The 21,984-nt window shown below is 54.5% G+C and carries 26 protein-coding genes; 7 read left to right on the plus strand and 19 right to left on the minus strand.

The features are described from left to right. Positions 1-3 precede the first annotated feature (3 nt). Together SR894_RS14140 and SR894_RS14145 are read right to left on the minus strand one after the other, a co-directional pair. Entirely contained in the window at positions 4-480 is a 477-nt protein-coding gene (locus SR894_RS14140) for a GNAT family N-acetyltransferase (protein ID WP_133730042.1), read from the minus strand. A gap of 200 nt (positions 481-680) precedes the next feature. Further along, entirely contained in the window at positions 681-1,316 is a 636-nt protein-coding gene (locus tag SR894_RS14145; protein ID WP_133730041.1) for a glutathione S-transferase family protein, read from the minus strand. A 147-nt stretch (positions 1,317-1,463) separates the two neighbouring features. Between SR894_RS14145 and SR894_RS14150 the strand changes: the two genes are divergently transcribed. Together SR894_RS14150 and SR894_RS14155 are read left to right on the plus strand one after the other, a co-directional pair. Beyond that, positions 1,464-2,447, plus strand: a complete 984-nt coding sequence (locus tag SR894_RS14150) for a helix-turn-helix transcriptional regulator (RefSeq protein WP_133730040.1) — start codon at positions 1,464-1,466, stop codon at positions 2,445-2,447. A gap of 116 nt (positions 2,448-2,563) precedes the next feature. Further along, positions 2,564-4,084 carry a sensor domain-containing diguanylate cyclase gene (locus SR894_RS14155; protein ID WP_244286467.1) on the plus strand — a complete coding sequence of 507 codons (1,521 nt, stop codon included), beginning with the start codon at positions 2,564-2,566 and terminating at the stop codon, positions 4,082-4,084. A gap of 8 nt (positions 4,085-4,092) precedes the next feature. Here SR894_RS14155 and bluB read toward each other — a convergent pair whose 3' ends face one another. Together bluB and SR894_RS14165 are read right to left on the minus strand one after the other, a co-directional pair. Further along, positions 4,093-4,770, minus strand: coding sequence for a 5,6-dimethylbenzimidazole synthase (gene bluB, locus SR894_RS14160; RefSeq protein WP_133730039.1), 678 nt, complete (start codon positions 4,768-4,770; stop codon positions 4,093-4,095). 57 nt (positions 4,771-4,827) lie between these two features. Then, the gene (locus SR894_RS14165; RefSeq protein WP_133730038.1) at positions 4,828-5,583 is read right to left on the minus strand and encodes an NAD(P)H-dependent oxidoreductase; all 756 of its coding nucleotides are present in this window, start codon (positions 5,581-5,583) and stop codon (positions 4,828-4,830) included. 88 nt (positions 5,584-5,671) lie between these two features. Here SR894_RS14165 and SR894_RS14170 point away from each other — a divergent pair, with 88 nt between their 5' ends. Then, positions 5,672-5,830, plus strand: a complete 159-nt coding sequence (locus SR894_RS14170) for a LysR family transcriptional regulator (protein WP_133730037.1) — start codon at positions 5,672-5,674, stop codon at positions 5,828-5,830. A gap of 19 nt (positions 5,831-5,849) precedes the next feature. On the opposite strand, the gene SR894_RS14175 is transcribed toward SR894_RS14170, so the two are convergent. After that, positions 5,850-6,338, minus strand: a complete 489-nt coding sequence (locus SR894_RS14175) for a MarR family winged helix-turn-helix transcriptional regulator (protein ID WP_133730225.1) — start codon at positions 6,336-6,338, stop codon at positions 5,850-5,852. Between the two features lie 97 nt (positions 6,339-6,435). Between SR894_RS14175 and SR894_RS14180 the strand changes: the two genes are divergently transcribed. Continuing rightward, positions 6,436-7,362, plus strand: a complete 927-nt coding sequence (locus SR894_RS14180) for a DMT family transporter (RefSeq protein WP_133730036.1) — start codon at positions 6,436-6,438, stop codon at positions 7,360-7,362. Positions 7,363-7,383: 21 nt separating this feature from the next. Then, positions 7,384-8,022 (plus strand): NAD(P)-dependent oxidoreductase, encoded by a 639-nt coding sequence (locus SR894_RS14185; RefSeq protein WP_133730035.1) that lies wholly within the window; start codon positions 7,384-7,386, stop codon positions 8,020-8,022. A gap of 100 nt (positions 8,023-8,122) precedes the next feature. Here the strand turns inward: SR894_RS14185 and SR894_RS14190 are convergent, their stop codons facing one another. The 3 genes from SR894_RS14190 to SR894_RS14200 form a co-directional block, all read right to left on the minus strand. Then, positions 8,123-8,548 (minus strand): GNAT family N-acetyltransferase, encoded by a 426-nt coding sequence (locus SR894_RS14190; protein ID WP_133730034.1) that lies wholly within the window; start codon positions 8,546-8,548, stop codon positions 8,123-8,125. A 22-nt stretch (positions 8,549-8,570) separates the two neighbouring features. Continuing rightward, complete coding sequence (locus tag SR894_RS14195) at positions 8,571-9,104, minus strand: 2-thiouracil desulfurase family protein (protein ID WP_133730033.1); 534 nt, start codon at positions 9,102-9,104, stop codon at positions 8,571-8,573. Between the two features lie 99 nt (positions 9,105-9,203). Beyond that, positions 9,204-10,424 carry a YbfB/YjiJ family MFS transporter gene (locus SR894_RS14200; protein WP_133730032.1) on the minus strand — a complete coding sequence of 407 codons (1,221 nt, stop codon included), beginning with the start codon at positions 10,422-10,424 and terminating at the stop codon, positions 9,204-9,206. 78 nt (positions 10,425-10,502) lie between these two features. Between SR894_RS14200 and SR894_RS14205 the strand changes: the two genes are divergently transcribed. Next, complete coding sequence (locus tag SR894_RS14205) at positions 10,503-10,976, plus strand: winged helix-turn-helix transcriptional regulator (protein WP_133730031.1); 474 nt, start codon at positions 10,503-10,505, stop codon at positions 10,974-10,976. Between the two features lie 151 nt (positions 10,977-11,127). On the opposite strand, the gene SR894_RS14210 is transcribed toward SR894_RS14205, so the two are convergent. From SR894_RS14210 to SR894_RS14255, 10 genes are all read right to left on the minus strand, one after another. Further along, positions 11,128-12,027, minus strand: a complete 900-nt coding sequence (locus SR894_RS14210) for an alpha/beta fold hydrolase (RefSeq protein ID WP_208862629.1) — start codon at positions 12,025-12,027, stop codon at positions 11,128-11,130. Between the two features lie 121 nt (positions 12,028-12,148). After that, positions 12,149-12,442, minus strand: a complete 294-nt coding sequence (locus SR894_RS14215; protein WP_133730030.1) for a type II toxin-antitoxin system RelE/ParE family toxin — start codon at positions 12,440-12,442, stop codon at positions 12,149-12,151. Then, positions 12,435-12,689: a type II toxin-antitoxin system ParD family antitoxin gene (locus tag SR894_RS14220; protein WP_133730029.1), complete on the minus strand. Its 255-nt coding sequence runs from the start codon at positions 12,687-12,689 to the stop codon at positions 12,435-12,437. The genes SR894_RS14215 and SR894_RS14220 overlap by 8 nt, the downstream gene beginning before the upstream one ends. 180 nt (positions 12,690-12,869) lie before the next feature. Continuing rightward, entirely contained in the window at positions 12,870-13,166 is a 297-nt protein-coding gene (locus tag SR894_RS14225) for a type II toxin-antitoxin system RelE/ParE family toxin (RefSeq protein WP_133730028.1), read from the minus strand. Beyond that, on the minus strand, positions 13,163-13,375 hold the full coding sequence (locus tag SR894_RS14230) for an addiction module protein (RefSeq protein ID WP_133730027.1): 213 nt from the start codon (positions 13,373-13,375) through the stop codon (positions 13,163-13,165). Before SR894_RS14230 ends, SR894_RS14225 begins: the two co-directional genes overlap by 4 nt. Before the next feature lie 188 nt (positions 13,376-13,563). Beyond that, a complete protein-coding gene (gene astB / locus SR894_RS14235; RefSeq protein ID WP_133730026.1) occupies positions 13,564-14,919 on the minus strand; it encodes an N-succinylarginine dihydrolase in 1,356 nt (451 codons plus the stop codon). After that, complete coding sequence (astD, locus tag SR894_RS14240) at positions 14,916-16,388, minus strand: succinylglutamate-semialdehyde dehydrogenase (RefSeq protein ID WP_133730025.1); 1,473 nt, start codon at positions 16,386-16,388, stop codon at positions 14,916-14,918. The genes astB and astD overlap by 4 nt, the downstream gene beginning before the upstream one ends. Before the next feature lie 198 nt (positions 16,389-16,586). After that, on the minus strand, positions 16,587-17,618 hold the full coding sequence (gene astA, locus SR894_RS14245) for an arginine N-succinyltransferase (RefSeq protein ID WP_133730024.1): 1,032 nt from the start codon (positions 17,616-17,618) through the stop codon (positions 16,587-16,589). Continuing rightward, positions 17,618-18,682 (minus strand): arginine N-succinyltransferase, encoded by a 1,065-nt coding sequence (locus SR894_RS14250; RefSeq protein WP_133730223.1) that lies wholly within the window; start codon positions 18,680-18,682, stop codon positions 17,618-17,620. The genes astA and SR894_RS14250 overlap by 1 nt, the downstream gene beginning before the upstream one ends. A 50-nt stretch (positions 18,683-18,732) precedes the next feature. Beyond that, positions 18,733-19,947: an aspartate aminotransferase family protein gene (locus tag SR894_RS14255; protein WP_133730023.1), complete on the minus strand. Its 1,215-nt coding sequence runs from the start codon at positions 19,945-19,947 to the stop codon at positions 18,733-18,735. A 233-nt stretch (positions 19,948-20,180) separates the two neighbouring features. On the opposite strand from SR894_RS14255, the gene SR894_RS14260 reads away from it, so the two are divergent. After that, a complete protein-coding gene (locus SR894_RS14260; protein WP_133730022.1) occupies positions 20,181-20,975 on the plus strand; it encodes an SDR family NAD(P)-dependent oxidoreductase in 795 nt (264 codons plus the stop codon). Between the two features lie 7 nt (positions 20,976-20,982). Here the strand turns inward: SR894_RS14260 and SR894_RS14265 are convergent, their stop codons facing one another. Then, positions 20,983-21,960, minus strand: coding sequence for a GlxA family transcriptional regulator (locus SR894_RS14265; protein ID WP_208862628.1), 978 nt, complete (start codon positions 21,958-21,960; stop codon positions 20,983-20,985). Between the last annotated feature and the right edge of the window lie 24 nt (positions 21,961-21,984).

Below are 21,984 nucleotides of genomic sequence, written 5' to 3' on the forward strand. Positions count from 1 at the left end.
TCATCACTGGTCTAACTGCCTCGCCATTACCGTAACGTGCTCTCTCCGATACTCAATGTTTTCCTCACCCTGCCATCCCAGCCGTCGATACAGAGCCTGCTGATCAGGGGTATAGAGATATAAGCGACCAAAACCACCCGCAGTTGCTTCGGCTTCCACTCGGCGTACCAAGGCAGAGGCAATGCCCTGCCCCCGCCATTCGGGTACGACAAATACGGAGGCAAGCCAGGGGGTAAGTTCGCGGCGTGTGCTCATGTCATCGGCAATGAGGCTAGCGGTACCAACAGGGGTTTCGTTTTGTATCGCCACAAAAATGGAAGGCACGCCAGCCTGGCCACATTTGGCTTTAGTGCGCTCAATGGCTTGTTCTAGTGTGAGCCCAGGATGCAAATGGCCCCAGGCGGAGAATGTCCAACCTGCGACGACTTCAGCATTAGGGTCTTCAGCTCTTAACCGCTGGAGGGTGATATCGCTTCGCATAAATGGCGCCTTATCTTATTTAGCACAAGCGAATACAGTAGCGATATATGGGTAGACTGGCCAGCGCCGATACCTTCCGCACACGCCGCCAGCCAGAGGCTTCACCACTATTATCTGTCGAAAAACTGCAACCAGATAGAGTTCATCTACCTTGAAAGCAATTGCCAACTTAATACAAAAGCGGCAATGCACTTAAGCCATTAAACGGACAAAGGCTTCATTTGCTTAGCCAGTTCATCGTCCAGCTCATTGGCCCGCTTGGCTGCTGGCCTGCTTTCCATACGCTCAATGTACTGCTTGAACACCTCGTTGGGCGGGATGTTCTTCTGCATCGTTTCCCACCAGAGATAACTACTAACCAATATATCTGCGGCAGTAAACTGATCGCCGCAGATATAAGCGTTTTCACTGAGTGCTTTTTCAAGCGTATTGATACTGTCTTCCACTTGGCCACAGCCGACGGCCTGTGCGTTGCTGCTGTCGATTTTCCAATCATAAGTCATGGCGCTGGTGGCCATTTCGAACGGGCCTGCCATAAAAAACAGCCAGCGATAATAAACACCACGGTCGGAAGATTGCGGGGGCGGTGACAGTTTTTTATCTGGAAACTGATCTGCCAGGTACGCGCAGATAGCCGCTACTTCCGTCACCACAGTGTTGCCATGTTTGATGGCAGGCACCTTGCCCATGGGGTTGATGGCCAAGTAGTCCTCGGCTTTCATCTCTGAACCATACTCCATCGCCTTTACCGAGTAGGCTATGCCTACCTCTTCCAGCATCCAGCGCACAACACGCCCGCGAGACATAGGGTGAGTGTAAAACGTTAGCTCTGACATATTAGGCTCCTTTTTCAGTCAATTTTTCGGTGACATAAGGTACTGCCAGATCAGATTAGTTTGTTAATAGGTGAGAATCCGTCCTAAATAAAAGCAACAATGCATGTTTCTGCAAGATTTTAAAACGGCTTCAAGAGGAAGACGGTAATGGCAGGCCCCACAACACGCATACTTACGGTGCTTGAGTTGCTGCAGGCTAATGGCCAGATGGGCGGAGCAGAGTTGGCTGAACGCCTGGGCGTGGATCGACGCACTATACGGCGTTACATTACAGCGCTGGAAGATATAGGCGTGCCGATAGTGACCGAGCAAGGGCGCTACGGTGGCTACCGATTGGTGGCTGGCTTCAAGCTGCCACCCATGATGTTTACCGACGAAGAGACGTTCGCCGTTTCTCTAGGCTTAGTGGCCGCCAGCCAACTGGGACTGACGAACGCAGCGCCCGCCATTGCCAGCGTACAAGCGAAGCTCGAGCGAGTGATGCCTGCGAATTTAAAAAGCCGTGTTCGCGGTATCAGTGAGACCACTCAGGTGATCTTACCCCGGCGTGAACCCAGCCGTGATGACCGCGCCCTTGAGACGCTGACTAAAGCCACAGAGGCCATGCGAACCGTGGGGCTTACCTACCACTCCCCACAGCATGATCCAGTTGAGCGTCAGATCGACCCTTACGGGCTAGTCTTCCAACAAGGTCGGTGGTATATCGTCGGTTTTTGCCATTTGAGGGCAGCCATGCGCTCATTTCGGTTGGATCGTATCAGCGGCGTTCACCAACTCACCGATACCTTCATACGCCCCGCCCACTTCGATGCAGCCGAGTTTTTGAGCGAAAGCCTCATGTCCTGGGGCCCAACTTATGAAGTATCACTGGTACTACACATCGATCATGCCGTGTCCGCTGACTTTGAGAACCGATTTTTCTGTACAGGATCGTTCGAGGAGGTTGAAGGTGGAGTACTGCTCAACACCCGAACCGACAGCTTCGAGTGGTTTGCCTATTGGCTGGCACAGCTCCCTTTTCAATTTACCATCCTCAAACCCGATGGCCTCAAAGAGGCGCTTCGCGAACACGCCAACCATTTACTAGCAAGTTGTGAGAGCGCTTCACCATATCCAACAGATACGCCCTGAAACAGTCTAAAAGCTGGGAGATAATGAAGGCGCTATTCGCCTGATTTTAGGATAAGGCTTCTTAGCCTCTTAGGTGCTAGTCTGTTAATCAAATAACTTTGAATACAGACTCACGAATGCAACATTCATTAAGACGCACACATCGTCTTGCAATGGCGACCATTGCCCCGCGAATTTTTGCCTTTTGCCATACCTTCGGACTAACCGTATGGATCGCAGTAATAGAAGGCAGCGGCTGGACACTTATTCTGCCTGGGATTTTGCTGCTGCTATGGCCCGGCGTTGCCTATGCGCTTGCTGCAAACGCCCAGAACTCAAAGCGTGCCGAATTCAGAAATCTACTCTATGACAGCCTGCTATTTGGTTTTTGGTGCAGCGTGCTGGATTTTTACGTTTTAGCCACGATCACCATTGGGCTTGCCTGTTTGATGAACAATTTAGTGGTCGGCGGAGTACGCAAGATGCTAGTTGCAGCCGTACTTTTCACTACCGCAGCCTTGATAGGAAGCGCCCTAACAGGCTTCAATTTTCGACCCTATGTAAGCAACAATTTAGACATTTACCAATGGGCGGGAGCGGTCGTCTATTTTCTAACCATCGGCCGCGTAACGTACAGTCAGAATCGTCAGATTGGACGCAGCATTGGCGAGATAAAGTTTCAGAACCGAGTCTTTCACGCCCTGCTGGATCTAGGAACGGTGGCAAATCGTGCGACCAATATACACACCCTGCTGGATAACTCCTTAAAACACCTTCAGTCCCATTTTCCCGACTACGGCTTTGCTGTTTTTGTGCAAGAACGGCAACGTTCTGAAGTGACACGCTACGCAGCTGTTGTGGGGCTAAGCCTAGAGGATGAACAGCGCCTAAAGCGTCTATTAACCAACGTTAACGGGCAAGGAGTACAGCCGGGCGCACTGCCAAAAATAGACGAAGGCGAGAGCCTATATGTCATGTCTATGGAGGGTCGCCTAAGCTTGTACGAAGGTTGGCTGATCATGAGAGCACCTAACCGAGACGACAGCTTAGAGCAAATACTCTCCCTCTTTGCCGACCAACTGGCGGCCGCTACCGAAAATAAATTGCTACATTTGGAATTGAAAAAAACGGCTGAGCGTGACGGACTCACCGGCCTTTATAACCGAGGCTTCTTGGAAGCCGCACTGCAAATGAGTATTCAGGGCAAGGCGCAAACACCGAGCCTGGATTTTGCTGTGTTGATGATGGATGTCGACAGGCTCAAGGAAGTGAACGACCATTATGGTCACGTCGCAGGCGATCAACTGATTTCTAGCGTTGCCAAGTACCTGCAACTTCACTGCAGGGACAGCGACATACTTGCACGCTGCGGTGGCGATGAATTCGTCATTCTGTTTCCCTCTGCCGATCTGACGGCAGCTAAGCGTGTCGCCAACGTGATCAGAGAAAATTTGCCTGAGCAACGTTGCATTATCGATACCGCTAACGGTGAACGTGAAGAACTGGCGCTTCATTTGAGTTTGGGATGCGCCAGCTCCAGCGAAGTGCCTGCCCTACAGGTTTTTGCGCTGGCGGACGAGCGCATGTACGAAGACAAGAACCAGCACCGCAAGCAAAGAGTAGATGACCTGGGTACCGCGGGCTGGACACCCTTATAAAAACTTTCTCACAAGCCACTGACAAACGCCTGCCCCCACTGATCGCCATGTACCAGTTCACTTAATGGCAGGCGGGAGCGCCAGCCTTTGGCTTCAAGTTCTGGCTGGTCTAAAAAATCACTCACGTAGCCAAGACAGAGATACGCCAGCGGATAAACGTGCTCAGGCAGATTCAACGCCGTGCTTAGCTGCTCTTGGTCAAGAATACTTACCCAACCAACGCCAATACCTTCTACCCGCGCAGCCAACCAGAGATTTTGCACAGCGAGACAAGTACTGAAAAGATCGGTATCCACAATGCTGTTACGCCCCAGCACATGGGGGCCGCCCCTGCTGCGGTCGCAGGTAATACAGAGATTAAGTGGGCTCTCCATAATACCTTGCAGCTTAAGGCTCCGGTAATGCTCTTTACGTTCGCCTTCAAAGCGCTCGGCGGCCTTCTGGTTCTCTTGCTCGAACATCGCCAACACCGTCTCCCTGACGCTACGACTTTCAATCACGATGAAATCCCAGGGCTGCATAAATCCCACAGAAGGCGCGTGATGTGCTGCTTCCAAAAGGCGGGCCAACACATCCGAGGGGATTCGGTCGGGCAAAAACTGCGAACGCACATCGCGCCGCTCGTGTATGGCGCGGTAAAGGCCACGCCGCTCAGCATCGGAAAAACGGTGGTTAGAGGTGGTCATGGCGCTGACTGGGCCTTTTGCTGATCTGTTTTATAGACAGTAAGAGTCTACACGAGCTCAGCCTAGCCGCCATCTCAACGGGTTGGTTTGGCGTAAAACGCCGTCATCGTCCCAGTCATCCCATCCGGTCAAGGGGATGGGTAGTTCACTATCCAAGTTCTTCAGACGAGAGACCCAGGCCGCTTTGCAGGTCTCTAGGTGACCAATGATGTCGGCCTCTTCTTGATAGCGAATACCACCGCCCTGAATGCCGTAGCTCACCTGAGGCGCCAGCACGTTAAAGCCAACGTAGTACAAAGATGCGTGCATGGGCCACAGCCAGTGCACCATATTGCCAGCGCGGCCAAAGGGCTGAAACGCCTTCTCTGGCGAGCCTGTGGTGACTGACAGCATTGTCTGCTTTCCGCGATAGTAGCCATGATCGTAACGCATGCGGCTTGTATAGCGCCCGCCATACACCAGCACCCGATCAAACCAGCCTTTCAAAATGGCAGGCTGGGCGTGCCACCACAAAGGGAACTGGAAGATCACTAGGTCAGCCCACTCCAACCGCGCCAACTCCCGCTGGACACCCTGCGGTAATGTGTTTTTCTCGTAGTGAGCCCGCTGCTCATTAAGGGGATAGAAGTAGTCCGACACCACGGCGCGATACGGATAGTGCTCAGCGCGCTCCACCGGATCAAACTGCTCAGCATAGAGATCATCCACGTCGACGGTATGTCCTTCGTCCACCAGTTGTTTTACCGCTACATCCACTAGGCCGCCATTAAACGATTTGCGTTCAGGATGAGCCAAGACGATCAACACATTCATTCTGCGCTTCCCCTATTGATTGGTTCAACGACAGACTAGCCTGTTCAAATACGCTCAAACATTCGCGAAAAATGACAACTCAGTTTGCATGAATGAACAACAAGTAAGGTGGGACGATCTAGCAATTGCAGAAGAGGGGTCGCTATCCGGCGCCAGCCGAGCGCGGCGTATTAGCCATACCAACGTCTCCAGGTGTTTAAGCGAGATGGAACAAAGTCTAGGCGTGACTCTTCTCAATAGTGGCTAAGTTGCCGCTGCGACACACATCACTCTTGTTCCAATCCCGCTAAGAACTGTTTAAGCAGCTCATCGAGTTGCGCTCGTTGATCTTCAGTCAGGGCGCTCACCAGCTGTGCCTGGGTTTCCACATGGGCAGCAACGGCTTCATCGATTAACTCGAATCCACGTTGAGAAAGAGAGATGAGAAAACCACGACCATCGTCGGGGTTTTTGACCCGCTCGATCAACCCCGCCTTTTCCAATTGATTGATGCGGTGGGTCATGGTGCCCGAAGTCACCATGGTGGATGCCATCAAATCCCCCGGCGATAGAGCGTAAGGCTCCCCCTCACGACGAAGAGTTGCCAGAACGTCAAAGCTCGCGTCAGTTAGACCGTATTTCGCCCAGGTCTTCTCCATTGCGCGCATTAAAGCGTGGTTCAGCCGTTTGACCCGCCCGATGGTACCCATCGGCGCAACATCAAGGTCGGGCCTCTCCTGCCGCCACTGTTTGAGAATGTTGTCTACATGATCCATAAGCATATTTTGCGCCTAATTATCTTGACGTCAAGATTAATCACACATAACTTGATATCAAGATACTTTCGAAACGGTACCTATGAGAACATCGCCAATGACATCGTTAAGCACTACCCGCACCCACTCACGCACAAGAGTTTGGCTTGCCCCTCTGGTGTATCTGTTATCCGGTGGAGCCTTGCTGGGGCTATCGACTAATTTGGCAAAACTAGCCGGTGATATTCAGCTATCAGCGCTCGCTTTTCTGTTTTGGTCAATTTCAGGAGCGGCGCTTATTCTCTTGGTTCTCGCGGCCTTCCGCGGCAATCTACCGCCGGTAAACTTTCGCACCGTTGAGTATTACGCTATTTCAGGTCTACTGGGCGTAGCGGGTGCCAACCTGCTTTTTTTCTCAGCCATCCCCCATGTGGGTGCTGGGTTCGTGGCATTAATCATCACCCTGCCGCCGCTACTCACCTACGTCGGCGCATTAGCGTTAAAAATGGAACGGTTTCAGGTGTTACGTGCAGCGGGGGTAATATCAGCCCTGGCGGGGGCCGTCACCCTGGCTTTCCATAAGCTTTCCGCGCCAGATGCCAATTATCTCTGGATTTTCCTTGCCTTAATCGGCCCCGTACTGCTGGCCATCGGCAATCTTTACAGAACCTTGCGCTGGCCAGAAGGCGTCTCCAGCGATGCGCTGGCGCCGGGGATGCTTATCGCCGCGGCCATCATTCTACTCAGTGTGGGGTTTCTGCCGGGCTTCTCACTGAACGTTCCGACAGAACGCTCCCTACCGTTCTTGCTAATTACACTCCAGGCAATGGTCTTCGCAGGCCAGTTCTTACTGCTCTTCCTGCTACAGAAAAGTGGCGGCCCAGTGTTTCTAAGCCTGCTGGGTTCCGTTGGCGCCGTGGTAGGCGTTCCGGTCGCCATAGTGTTGCAGGGAGAAGCCGCCCCCGAGGGCTTACTGCTAGGCACCCTGTTAATTGGTGCCGGTATTGCACTGCTTAATATTGGCAAAGCCACACAACTTAACTAATTAACCCAAGAGAGAGATATTATGAAGATTGCAATATTGGGTGCCGCTGGCGACGTTGGCACGCGCATTATGAGAGAAGCATTAGCCCGTGGTCATCAGGTAACCGCTGTGGTGAGAACTGATAATCAAATTAGCAAACTGCCCCCTGAAGCAAATCGCTGCGTCGCGGATATAGCAGAGTCGCATCAGCTAGCTGATGTTATTCAGGGCCAAGATTTGCTTATCAGCGCCGTTCGCCCACCCGATGGAAAAGAAGCGACGTTGGTAGCCCTAACTCGCTCGCTATTGGAAGGTGCACTACCAGGTCAGCGCGTGCTGTTGGTGGGTGGAGCCGCACGATTGCTGATCCCCGGTCGCAGCGGGGATACGGTCTTAACAGCCCCCGATTTCCTTCCTGCCTCTGCGCTAGAAATTGCCAAGGCTTGCCAAGCGCAATATGAGCTCTGCCTGGGTGAAACCAGCACAGCGTGGACTTACTTCTCTCCTGCCGCCATGCTGATGCCTGGAGAGCGAACGGGGCGGTATCGTTTAGGCACCGATACCCTGGTCGCGGACAATAACGGAGAATCGCGTATTTCAATGGAGGATTTCGCGGTTGCGATGCTTGACGAAGCCGAGACGCCTCAACATATCCAGAAAGCCTTTACCGTAGGGTATTAAATCGAAAACTTGACCGCTATCTAGCTGCAAATAATCAAGCATGCGTCGGAAGGTTTTAGCGTCAAAACCGGCGCAACCTCATCTTCCCCCCTTGAACTGGTTAGAGAATTCGCCGCTCCATATAGTGAATCCCGCCCTCGGTTTTACGCACGTGAAATCCCATTCGCTCGTACAAAGCGCTTGCAGGGTTGATACAAAATACACGTAACCGAAGTAAGTGAATGCCTGCTTGTTTAGCAATTTCCTCCGTGTAGCGGATTGCCGCTGTACCTACGCCTTGACGCTGCCACTTCTGATCAATTTGTAGTTCGCGAATATAGTAGGCATTTTCATCGTGATTGATGCATAGCAGACCCACTCGTGACGCGCTTATGATTAACTCGTAGCTGTCCAACTCCCCCCACTGTTTAGCAAACAGGGCGGTATCCCAGCGCATATCAAGCTGGTTGTAGTAGGCTGACATATTCTGAATAATGATGTTTTCCGCGAACGCCTTGTCGTCAGTAGGCCGAATAATAGGCGACATATCTTCCATCCTATAGCTGCGTTCAGACAATTTCTCCAATAAGCGCGTTATTGGCTGCCGCAATTTCATACTGACTAAACACTTGAACGCCATGCTCACGGAGCAGTGCAGCGGTTACTCCCATACCGGGTACTTTTTTACCCGAGAAACCGCCATCATTAATAGCAGAGCTTCCACAAGAAGGGCTGAATTCAGCAAGTATTGCGACGCTGATATCGAATTTACGGCACAAGTTCAAAGCAATAGAGGCACCCGCTAAAAAGTCATTGGTTACCTTGGCTCCGCCTTTTTCGATAACATCGACCTCGCCGTTTAATACGCCCTCACCACTACCTTTAAAAATCTCTGCGGGTGGTCTGGGAGTACTCATTCCCGCCTCAACTTCAGGGCAGACAGACACGATCCGACCTTCCGAACGCCACCGCTCAACGATCTGATCAGCCACCGCAAGGGCGCCACCATCGTAGCGAACCTTTTTTCCCAACAGGCAGGCGCTGATTAATACTTTTCTCAAATCATTAATCTCCCTTGCATCGACCCTTCTTAAAATAGCCATTATGATTCAACAACCTACGTCTCGCTTATGGCTGGATATATTCAAAGTTTGGCACGAAATACTCACCGCATCTAATAACAGCATTTATTCGCTGCTATCTCAGGGAGAGGCCGACATCGCATTGGTTGCTCTGGAATCTGTTTGCAATAAACCTACCAACGCTGCGGCGACTAAAAAAACGGCTGAGGTTAATAACCCCACCGATAGGCCCCCGGTAAGATCATTCAGCCAACCACTTAGCGTTGGCCCCAAGGTCTGGCCAATACTGAAGGCAACCGTCATGGCCCCAATCCCCGAAGCCCATGCCGAAGCATCACAGTTGCGTCGCACGAAAGCGGTGGTAGACGCCACAACAGCAAAGAAGGCGCAACCAAATATTGCTGCCGACGCCAGTAGAACAGGCCAGGCACTTGATATGAGCGGTAATACAGCACCGACCAAGGTCACTCCATTAAGTATCGCAAAGGCACGGCCATGTCGCTGATTCTTCAGCACGCCCGTCCAAAGCCAAGGAAACAGTGCAACAGCCAAGCCCAGCGCGACCCAAAATAGTGATTGAAAAGCAGCACTCTCACCATGAGCCTGTATCCAAGCGATCATGAACGTCATATATGTAATATAGCCAGCCCCAAAAAAACTATAGCCCACCAGCATCCATCCCATGGAACCTAATGGTGCTGACGTATATTCCTGATCTCGACGCTGTAGTTTGACGCGAATCCCCCTCATCACGCCGAGCGCCAGCACTACTGCTATGGCCGCCAGCACTAACCAAGCAGCCGACCATGCCATCGCGCCCCATTGCCCCAACACCCAAGGCACGCCTAGCCCCGAAAGAACGATGCCTAGACCAGGCCCTGCATAGAAGATACCGAGTAGAAAAGACGCCCGCGCCGGATGACGCTGGGATACTTGAGCGGCAATCACCCCACCCGCCACAAAAGCGCTAGCGCCGCCAAACCCAGCCAAAAACCAGGATACGTTGAGCAATACCGTGTGACGAAATACACCCATCATGATCAGCGCGATCACACACGCGGCAACCCCGACTCGCATCACTCGATTGGCTCCAACAAACCCAATAGCGCGAGCCGAAAGTAGCGCGGCAATAAGATATCCTGCTGCATTAACCGAGGTCATCCAACCCGCATCGGCATAGCTCCACCCGAGCCCTGCGCGCATGGAGGGTAGCAGCAGTGCATAAGAAAATCGGGCAATTCCTAGTCCTATAGCCGGTACCAAAGCAAGCGCAGCGAGGGTGAGAAGATCAGCTTTGAACGCTGAATAGTCGCGCTCGGGGAAAAAATCAGTTTGTGACATATCGGCCACCTGAGTATTTAATAAAGACTCAGACTAGCCTCGCTTAGTCCTATTTTCAAACTTTGCTATCATGTGCATATGAAAAATCAAGCCGAAGCATCCACTTCCCACACCCGAGTTCCCGTTTCCGAATGCTCGCTGGCCAAGGCGATCCGGGTTGTTGGAGATATGTGGACGCTGCTGATACTACGAGAGGTCATATGTGGCGCTGAGCGCTTCGACCAAATTAGGGAAGATTTGGGCATTACTCGCTCGGTATTGTCCAATCGCCTCGCCAGATTGGTGCGAGAAGGTATCTTGGAACGCTATGAGTATCGTGATTCAGGGCAACGAGCCCGCAAAGGCTATACCCTGACCGAGAAAGGTCGCGCACTGCTTCCCGTGGTTATCGCCCTTCGCGAGTGGGGCGGAGAGCATTTAGAGCCGGGCAACACACCCCTTCGCCTTCAACTACAAACACAGGATGGCCTGCGTGTTGAAACAAAACTCATCCGGGAGGATGGTTTAGAAGTGAGTGATATGGCCGGAGTGGTGGCTACAGTGAAGGAGTAAGTCTTTATGGTCACTACCGCCCATGAACCGGCTAAGAAAAGCTGTCTTTAGAGGCCGCCAGCAAGGCTTTTCGGGGCCGCTCCGCATGCAGTTGATGTTCAAGTTTGGCGGTTTTCCACCCTGGGTGAAACCAAAGCCGACAGCAGCACACTTATCGCCCTTGAAGCCACTGTCGCACTAATTCAATGCTCTCTTCATTCACTAACAGCCCCAAGTGCGATGTGTCGGGGACAGTGACGATATCGGCGTCAGGGACATGCGGTCGAACGGTAGACTCAAAACGATCTGCGAAAAAGGCCTCATCCTCGGCGCCGGTCAGGAATAGGCTCGGCACATTGATAGAACGAAGGTCATCCCGGTAGTTAGCGGGATTAAACCCCGTCATCAGCCGATAGGAATAAGCCAGTGTCTCCGACCCATCCCGGTACTCAGAAGGTAAGTTAAACCGCAGCACGGTCGTGCCATTCAAGCCTTTTACGCCAAGCCTGTTGAGAAGAGATAGCGCAATAATTTTAGCCACACTCGGCTCGGCCCATCCCCCCGAGTTATTACGCACGGTAGGGGCATCATGCCCAAGGTAGGGGGCCAACAAGAGATATGCAGAGGCAAGGTGCCCGTACTCCCCACCAGCAAAGCGCACCGCAAGACCTCCGCCTGACGAATGCCCACCCACCACTATGCTGGATAGTGCTGAATTTTCCGCTTTGATATGCCCAATAAAATCAGCCAGATCATCCTCAAGCTGACCGATATAGTCGATATCACCGCGCCGTTGCGAAGAAGGCCCATGGCCCCGCACATCAGGCGTATACACAGCGGCAGCGCCTGCTTCAGCTAACGCCTGGGCAAAGGTGGCCAAATATTTGCTGTCCGTTCCTGACCCATGAAGAACAATAAGTGCAGTAGACGATTCACTGGGATAATGCCGATACGCCAGTGCTGTTCCATCGCGAGCTTCAAAGCGCTGTAGCGATGCTAAGGGGCTCACAGCGCTCTGCCCTGAAACCAACGCCTCGAAATTCAAACCATCTGCATGTGTTCTGATCGGCATGGAAAACAGCATTCCTATCGTTAAGGTCAACATGCATGTCCCAATGCGACCTCCTGAGAGCACGATGTCTCTAAGACAGGACTCAGTCGTTAAGATGCTATCAGACTTTTTATGCTCACAGTCATAGTTCAAAAACATGTTTCAGCGGTTCCATCTGCTGATGGAGTATCCTGATGACAAAAATATATTGCTCGCGTTGCCGGTAAAAAATGACATGTCTTTGGTGATCATGCCGGCGTATCCCATCGGCGATTTCTGGGCATTCATAACCCATTAGCGGAGAACCAGACAGAAGACGAAAGGTGCTCTCAAGGTTATCAGTGTAAGCATCGGCTTGGAGAGCGCCGAAGTTAAGCAGGGTATATTCGTAGATGGAGGCGAAATCTTCTGCCGCCAGGTTGGACAGCTTATACATCGTGTTTCTGTTTTACCTGGGCGGCTATATCGTGCAAAGACAAATTGCTCTCCCCGCTCCGCTCACCGGCTTCAACAGCACTTCTCAACGCAGCCGCTTGATTTTCCTGGCGTTCAAGCAGCCTTAAGGCCGAACGCACGACTTCACTGGTTGAGCCGTAACGACCAGACGCGATCAATTTCCCGACAAAGTCGTCTAGTGGTGCACCGATAGTGACGCTCGTTGTTCTGGAAGATGATTTAGGCATGACCCAACCTTGTGTTAATAGTTAACACAAATCATAGCACCCTTGGATACTCCTGCAAGGGGCACGACTAAGAGGTTTAGGCTGAGATTTTCGTGGGGCAGACCCGATTGGCTTTGCACTGCTTCGGCCCAAGGTGGGGATGAGATGACTGTTCGAAGAGCAGTCAACTGCAGCGCCTCATTATGTCCGCTGCTTCCAACGTTGAGGGTCACGGCTACCGTGCATAACCGCCACTATGACAATAAAATCGACTTCGATACGGTAGAAAACGCCGAAAGGAAAGCGACTAATAAGTGCACGGCGCGTGTCCCGGTGCACAATTGGATAAAGTCTTGGCTCCTCGGCGATTTGCTCAAAGGATTTAACAACTTCATCAAGGAACGCCTGCCCCAATCCAGGTCTTTGCTGGGTATACCAAGCGGCTGCATCTTCAAGATCTTGCCCCGCTTCGGGACGGATATAGACACGATGGCTCATAACCGCTTGCGAATGTCTGCGACAACATCTTCTGCGGGGCGGCCCGGATCACGGTCGAGTTCGTAAGCCTCCAAGCGGCGATCTAGTTCATACCGCTGCGCCTCAGAGAGGTGAAGCGCACTTTGGTCGGCCGCGATACTGTCCCAGAGCTCTTCGACCAAGTGAAGACGCTCCTCCACTGGAAGGTCATGTAATCTCGATGTGTTCATAGCCACCTCATAAGTTCGATATTATCCGAAATTACGCCCCATAATATAACCATTGTGGTTGCCACCTTGCATGGCGTCCACTTGAAGGCAATGGATGGATAAAAGCCAGCATCGCCGATGATGACTGCTATTACCAGACCTTAGAATCAAGGCATAGCCTTGGGCGTTTTGGTTTCTAGCTTAACCTTCTACCCTAACTGAAACGGGTAAACAGCCCCAATCTTTAACAACTGGGTTAACTCATCCAGCGCCGTGAGGGACTCTTCCGCGAGCTGTGGGTCAGCGAGATCATCCGGGGCCAGCCGGTCGCGATAGTGGCGATTCACCCACGCGGTAAGATCAGTGTACAAAGCATCGGTGAGTAGCACGCGGCCGGTGAGCGCTGCACGTTCTTCGTCCGTTAGCACCACGCGCAGGCGCAGGCAGGCGGGGCCGCCGCCGTTGCGCATGCTCTGCTTGACGTCTTTGACGACCACTTCGCTAATCGGGTTACTGCCCGCCAGTAAGTGATCTTGAATAGTGCGCCATACCGCCTCTCGCTCCTGGCATTCGCCGGGTACTACTAGGGTCATGGTGCCATCCGGGTTGGAGAGCAGCTGCGAATTAAATAGATACGAGGCTACCGCATCCTCCATGCTTACCGCTTCCAAGGGCACGCGCACCGGTATCAGCGGGCTGGCCATTTTGGCGCGAAGCTCGTCCAGCGTGCCCTCTTCATCCAGAAACGCCATTTCGTGGTAGAGCAGCACGGGGCCGTTGCCCACCGCAATAACGTCATTATGGAAGACGCCCGCGTCGATGGCGTCCGGGTGCTGCTGGGCGAATACGGTTTGCGCTTCCGTTAGCCCGTGCTGGCGGGCTACAGCCTGACTGGCTTCCAGGGTTTGCCTGGCGGGGAATCGTGTTGGCTCACGCTCGCCGCCAAACGCTTGGCGGCCATACACAAATAGATGAACGCCAGGCTCGCCGTGCTCACCGCATAGACGGGTGTGATTGGCCGCACCTTCATCGGAAAAGGCTGGGGTAGCGGGCAGCACCGGATGGTGGGCGAAGTGCTGTTCGTCACGGAAGATCGCCTGCAGCACGCGGCCAGTGGTTTGCGGCTCTAAATAGCGGTGAAAGCTGGATTGCAGATTGGCTGGCGTGAAGTGTACCCGGTGATCTGATGCGTCGATGCTGGGGGTAATAGTCCCCGCGTTAGCTGTCCACATACTCGAAGCCGAGCACACTGCCCGCAGTAACTGTGGGGCCTCACGAGCGGCGCGGGCCAATACTTCACTGTTGCTACCACTAAAACCTAAATCGCGCAGTGCGCCAATATCCGGGCGCTGTTGGGGCGGCAGAACGCCCTGGGCGTAGCCCGCGTCCATCAGCGACTTCATCTTAAGCAGCCCCTGCAGCGCGCCCTCTTTGGGGTTGGAGACCAGGCCGCCGTGGCTCATGGAAGCGACGTTGCCCACGGCCAACCCAGAGTAGTTGTGGGTTGGGCCGACCAGGCCGTCAAAATTGACTTCCCTGACGCTACTGATATCGGCGGCACTCATAGACTCACTCCCGGCGGCAGGGTCTCGGGCATCTCCAGGCTGTCAGCTTCCATGGAGGCCACCGGGTAGGCGCAGTAGTCTGCCGCATAAAAAGCACTGGGACGGTGATTGCCGCTGTCACCCACACCACCAAAAGGTGCATCGCCGGAGGCGCCGGTGGTTTGGCGATTCCAGTTGACGATTCCGGCGCGAATACGCAGCAGGAAGTCGTCCCAATCGGCTCGATCGCCGCCGATTAAACCGGCGGAGAGCCCGTAGCGGGTGTTATTGGCAAGCTCAAGCGCTTCATCCCAATCGCGATAGCGGTGGATTTTCAGCAGCGGGCCAAAGTGCTCCTCGTCCGGCACATCAAGACCGGTCACATCAATCAGCGCGGGACTTAACAGGCTGGTGTTCTCTTCCAGGCGCTTCATACGATTGATCACCGTGCCGCCCATGGTTTCCAACTCTTCTTGGGCTTTCAGCAGGCTATCCGCCGCCGCTACGCTGACCAAACCGCCATAGAACGGCGCAGGATTTTCCTCGAACTGCCCTGCCACGTGTAGCTTGGTGATCGCCTCTGAAAGCGCATCGATCAAGCGATCACCGACGGCCCCTTCCGGCACCATTAATCGCCGCGCGCAGGTGCAGCGCTGGCCACCGGAGAGATACGCCGACTGCAGAATGGTTAGCACCGCTGCCCGCTCGTCGTCGATATCCTTCACTACCAGGGGGTTATTGCCGCCTAGTTCCAGCGCCAGAATTTTATCCAACTGTCCGGCAAACTGCTGGTGCAGCATACCGCCCACTTTGGCACTACCGGTAAACAGCAGGCCATCAATATCGGGGTTACCTGCCAGCGCTTGGCCCACCGGCACACCGCCCTGCACCAGATTGATAACGCCTGCGGGAAGCCCAGCTTCCAGCCAGCACTGCAGCGTTAAATCTGCCGTCAGCGGGGTTTGGTCGCTGGGCTTGAAGACCACACAGTTGCCCGCCAATAACGCAGGCACCATATGGCCGTTGGGCAGGTGGCCAGGGAAGTTGTAAGGGCCAAACACCGCCATCACGCCATGAGGACGATGGCGCAGCACCGCATTTGCACTGCCCACCACTTTTTCCCGTTCACCGGTGCGTTCGTTATACGCCTTAACAGAGAGCCCGATCTTACCCACCATCGCACCCGCTTCGGTACGTGCTTCCCAGAGCGGTTTGCCGGTTTCACAAGCAATCGCCACTGCCAGGTCTTCACCGCGTGCTTTCAGCACCTCGGCAAAACGCTCGACAAGCGCCTGGCGCTCGGCAAAGGGTGTGCGCGCCCAGCCGGGGAAGGCTCCGCGGGCGGCTTTCACAGCGGCCATAACCTGTTCTGAGCTAGCCGTCGCTGCTTGCCATAGCGACTTGCCAGAAACGGGATCGTGCTTGCTCAACGGCTCTGCGTCGCCTGCGACCCAGGCGCCATTGATCAGTTGCTGCTGTTGGGCGTGCATAAAAAACTCTCCTGTAAACATCGCCTAGGCAACCTCTGATTAACTATTGCGCTTGGCCATACTGCGTTAAAAATCGCCTCGTGCGCGAGTCCGATCAAAATGCTCATTTACACCCGTAAATTCGCACGCGAATCCGATCCTTTTTTCGTTGATTTTTGCCTTGTCTGGCCTGCGCTCATCACATTAATCAGAGGTTCCTTAGGTCTCGAGTAGCCGTAGGGAATCGCCGGTGGCAACGCCTAAGCGCTTCGCTTCTTGTTCGCTTAGCACGATGGTGTTGTCATCAGTTGGCCCGCGGCCTACCCAACTGGCGGTAAAGTGCAGCATCTGGGTGGTGGCGGCCAGCCAGCGGCTGACGCTCTCTTCGCTTGCCCCGGCAGATACTTCCACCTGGCAAAGCCGTGAGTTGCGAATGGCACGCACGTCGTCAATGTACGCCTCCACCGTGGGGCCACCGTCGAAAATATCGATATAGCCTTCCCAGCGCAGCCCCTCTTTCTTCAGCATCTCCAGCGCCGGGCGGGTATGACGATGCACCTGACCAATACAGGCCCGCGCCTCTTCGGCCATAAAGGTGGTGTAAATAGGGAACTTGGGCATCAGCTCGCCGATAAAGCTCTTCTGCCCCAGGCCGGTTAGGCGGTCAGCTTCGCTAAAATCCATAGGGAAGAAGTGTTTGCCCAGGCTCTCCCAGAAAGGACTGGTGTTGTTTTCATCGAACACACCGCGCATTTCCGCTAATACTTTATCGGGGAAACGGTCGCGAAACTGGGCAATAAACAGCCAGCGTGCTTTGGAGAGCAGCGCGCCGTTGCGCAAATGTTTGTTGGCTTCGCCGCGGTATTCCGGTCGCAGAAACAGCGAGCACACTTCGGCGTCACCGGTATGGTCGGAGCTTAAAAACAGCGTATCGATGGTGCGGTGCAGATCCAGCTGAACCGAGGAGTGGGCCAACGTGCCCAGCCGGTAGTTGTAGAACGGCACTTCACGGCCAACCTGCCCCTCAATGGCGCAGCAGCCCGCCAGCTCACCGCTGACTTCATCCTCTAGTACAAAGAAATAAAGCCGGTCATCCACCGGGGTGCGCTCTTCAAAGGCACTGGCAGCCGCTTCAATCTTACCGGCTAGAAACTCGCGGTTATCCGGCAGCGAGGTAAAACCAACCCCTGCCTGCTGCGCAAGCGCCTGAAGCCCATCCAAATCATCACGGGCAATGGGTCGAATGCGCATTACATTTCTCCTTCATCGAGCGCGTCTACCACGCTGGGGAGCGCTAGCGGCGCGGCGAGCACCGCTCGCCCTTCCGTAACGCCCAACCGCTCGGCATGCTCCGCTGAGAGCATCAGCTGGCCCGTGGGTGACAGCGCGTAGCGAGCGACGATGCAACGAAACTCGCCAAGCTTTTGATTGGCAACCAGCGCGGGTTCAGCATCCGGCAAAGCGTGTTCAGGGCGAATGCGTACCGGGTGCCAGGCAGCACTGCAGAAGGTTTCCAACCGTTCGCGCTCGGCTTTGACGATCGGCCCGGCGTCGAAAATATCCACATGGCGAGAGCGCACAAAGCCCTCCGCCAGCATCTCTTCCAGCGCCTCTTCGTGGGCTGGGTGTTCCCGGCCGATCGCCGCCCGCGCCTGAGGCGTTAGCAGCGGCAGATAAAGCGGGAACTGGGGCATGACTTCGGCGATAAAACTTTTCGAGCGTACACCGGCAATATGATTCATATCCTGGAAGCTGCGGGCGAAAAAGTGCCGCCCTACGCTCTCCCAGAACGGTGACTCATTGCGGGCATCCAGGTAGCCGGGAAACGCCACCGCCAGAATGCGCGAAAAGCGCTCCGGGTACTGGGCGATAAACATCAGCCGCGCCCGGCGCAGTAGGCTCTCCGCGCTAGTGCCTTTATAGCGCGGGTTAAGCGAAAAAGCGCACAGCAGGGTAGCGTCCGACACTTCATGGGAGAGCGCTAGCGTCTGCACCTCGCGACGTACGTTCAACTGCTGCGAGGCGTGAATCAGCGTTTCCTGGCGGTAGGTGTAGTAGGCCTCATTGGCACCCGCCTGGGCACGAATGGTGGCGGTACCCAGCACTTCCTCGCGTGAGTCGTCAGCCAGCACAAACGTATAGTGCTCGTTTTCTGGAAACTCGACGTCACCATTAAAGGCGTCTTGAGAGCGCGCAATGCGCTCCTGAAGCCGCTCACGGTTAGCAGGCAAGTTGGTAAGCTTAGGTACTGCATGCTCGGCTAATTGCTCAAGCGCCGTGAGATCAGACGCTTTAACGGGTCGAACTACCAGCATCCTCGACGCCCCCTCTTCAGTTAACACGACTGACGCAGCCTGTTGCTCACTCATGCTTCCGCAACTAACCGCTCAATCGCACGCTCTAAGCGCGCCATGCCCTCGGCGATATCGGCTTCAGGAATGACCAGAGAAGGCGCCATGCGCAGCACGTTCGGCCCGGCAATAAGCGCCATCAAGCCCTCTTCAATCGCCAGCGGCAGAATGTCTTTGGCGCGGCCTTCATAGGCATCCGACATTTGCGCACCGATCAATAAGCCCATACCGCGAATCTCTTTAAACACGCCGTGCTTGCGGTTAATGGTTTCTAAGTGTTCGCGGAACAGATCGTGGCGAAGCTTAACGCCTTCGAGTACCTCGGGGGTATCGATAAACTCAACCGCCGCCAGGGCAACGGCTGATGCCAGCGCATTGCCGCCGTAAGTAGAACCGTGGGTGCCAACAACCAGCGATTTAGCCACCGAGTCGATTGCCAGCATGGCGCCAATGGGGAAACCGCCGCCCAGGGATTTGGCGCTGGTAAGAATGTCCGGCGTGATGCCGTAGTTCTTATAAGCGTAGAGTTCGCCGCTACGGCCAACGCCGGTCTGCACCTCATCAAAAATCAGCAGCGCATTGTGCTCGTCGCAGAGATCGCGCAGCCCTTGGAGAAATTCTTGCGTGCCGGGCACGATACCGCCCTCGCCCTGCATGGGTTCAACCATAATCGCGCAGGTGTCGTCGCCGACCAGCTTACGCACACTATCGAGGTCGTTGTAGTCGGCGTGGAGAATACCGCCCGGCACCGGGCCAAAACCCTGGGAGTACTTAGGCTGGCCACCCACGCTGACGGTGAAGAAGGTACGACCGTGGAATGATTGATAGAACGAGATGATTTTATCTTTGTGCTCACCGTGATTATCCACCGCCCAGCGGCGAGCAAGCTTAAGCGCAGCTTCGTTGGCTTCACCGCCGGAGGAGCATAAGAACACCTTGTCGGCGAAGGTGCGCTCGACCAGCGCCTTGGCCAAATTCAGCGCTGGCTCGTTGGTATATACGTTGGAGAGGTGCCACAGCTTCTCGCCCTGCTCCTTGAGCGCATTGACCAGTACCGGATGGCAATGGCCAAGAGAGTTAACCGCGATGCCCCCGGCAAAATCGATATATTCACGCCCCTGTTGATCCCACAAGCGGCTACCTTCACCACGCACGGGAATAACCTGCTGCGGTGAGTAGTTGGGCGTCATGTAGTGGTCGTAATCTTGACGGCTTGGGGTATGGCTCATGGGACGCTAGCTCCAGTGGAGGAAAGTAGTAACAACAGTATAAGGCGGCAAAGAGCCCCAGTGCTTTCAGCAATGGGACGGCAAATTATGAATAGCGGCGTCTTGGCGTACTACTCAACCGCCTTGAAGAACTCTAAAAGAGCCCCATACTTATTAGCAAGCTATGCGATTATTCGCTGAGCTGCGTTGCATAGTGATGAGCACCGACACTCAGGATGAGAGGAGACCAGCGTATGCAGATTGATCTAAGCGGCAAACACGCCATTATCACGGGTTCGACGGCAGGCATCGGTTTTGCAATTGCTCAAGCACTCGCCAATGCTGGCGCAAACGTGGTCGTGACAGGACGCACCCAGGGGCGAGTTGACGACGCCATCGCCGCGCTTAAAAACGCTACCCCCAATGCCAAGGTGGAAGGCGTGGCGGCTGATCTCGGTACTGTTGAAGGCTGCCAAACGCTGATCGAAAAGCAACCCAGCGCAGATATCCTGATCAATAACGTGGGTATTTTTGCGCCCCAGGACTTTTTCGATGTAGATGACGCTACCTGGCAACAATTTTTTGATGTCAATGTGATGAGCGCCGTACGCCTTTCCCGCCACTACGCTCAGGGCATGCGCGAGCGTGACTGGGGCCGCATACAGTTTGTCTCCAGCGAGTCGGGGATCAACATCCCCAGCGAGATGGTGCATTACGGCATGACCAAATCGGCGCTGCTCTCCGTCTCTCGCGGGCTGGCCAAAGTGCTCAGCGGCACCCAGGTCACCGTAAATGCCATTCTACCTGGGCCGACCCGTTCAGAAGGCGTGCTCAAGATGATTGGGGAAATGGCGAAAAAAGAGGGTATTTCACAACAAGAGATGGAAGAACGCTTTGTTAAAGAAAACAGACCCTCTTCTATTATCCAGCGCTTGGCGACACCCGAAGAGGTCGCGAGCATGAGCGTCTACGCTGCCTCTCCCCAAGCCAGCGCCACCACCGGGGCGGCACTGCGCGTGGAAGGCGGCATTGTGGATACGTTAACCTAATCCTTTTCTAACCCAGGCGCTCTTCCCGCGGTGTCATGCCGAAATGGTGCCGGTAGGCGGTAGAGAAGTGGGCGCCAGAGGAAAACCCCGTAGCAAACGCAATATCGCCTACCGGCCGGTCACTATCGCGCAGCTGTTTGCGCGCCTCTTGTAAGCGTAAATCCAGGTAGTAGCGACTAGGTACCGCCTGCAGATACTTTTTAAACAGCCGCTCCAACTGACGCCGAGAAATGCCTAGATGCTCGGCAAGCTCCAGGGTCGAGAGCGGCTCCTCAATATTGGCTTCCATCAACGTTACGGCATCCACCAGGCTTTGTGGCGCGTGGCCCAGGCGACTGCGCAGCGGCACGTGTTGGCGTTCATCTGCCAAGCGAATACGGTCGCAGACAAATTGCTCCGATACCTGCTCAGCCAAGCGGGCACCGTGGTGCTGGCCAATCAGCGTGAGCATCAAATCCATGGCCGCAGTACCGCCCGCGCAGGTCAGCCTGTCGCGATCAATTTCAAACAGCTGTTGAGAAAGCGTCACTTGCGGATAGGCTTGAGAAAAAGCCTCAAAACGCTGCCAGGGCAGCGTTGCACGATAGCCTTCAAGCAACCCACAGCGCGCCAATACCTCAGTGCCCCCGGCCAACCCACCTAGCGCCACGCCGCGCCCCTGGTGCCCTCTCAACCACTCATTCAACTTCGCGGGCAGTGTATAGGGCAATGGCGTGGGTGCGCATATTAATAGCAGGTCTAGTGGGCCTAAGGCAGTACTTAGCTCGTGCTGAGCTATTAGCGAAAGCTGGGCGCTACTTCGCACGGGCTCATCATTAAGGCTAAGCGTGACGGTCTGATAAAGCATTTTCCCACTTAGTTGGTTAGCCATTTGCAGCGGTTCCAACGCGCTGGCGTGGGTTAATAATGAAAAACCTGGCAGCAGCAGAAAGGCTACCCGCCGACGAGGTAGCGCTTCCTGTGAGGCTAACGGGTTGGGCTGCATGATAACTGATTGAGTTGCATGAAA

Origin of the sequence: Vreelandella neptunia, from assembly GCF_034479615.1 — a bacterium.
Lineage (GTDB): Bacteria > Pseudomonadota > Gammaproteobacteria > Pseudomonadales > Halomonadaceae > Vreelandella > Vreelandella neptunia.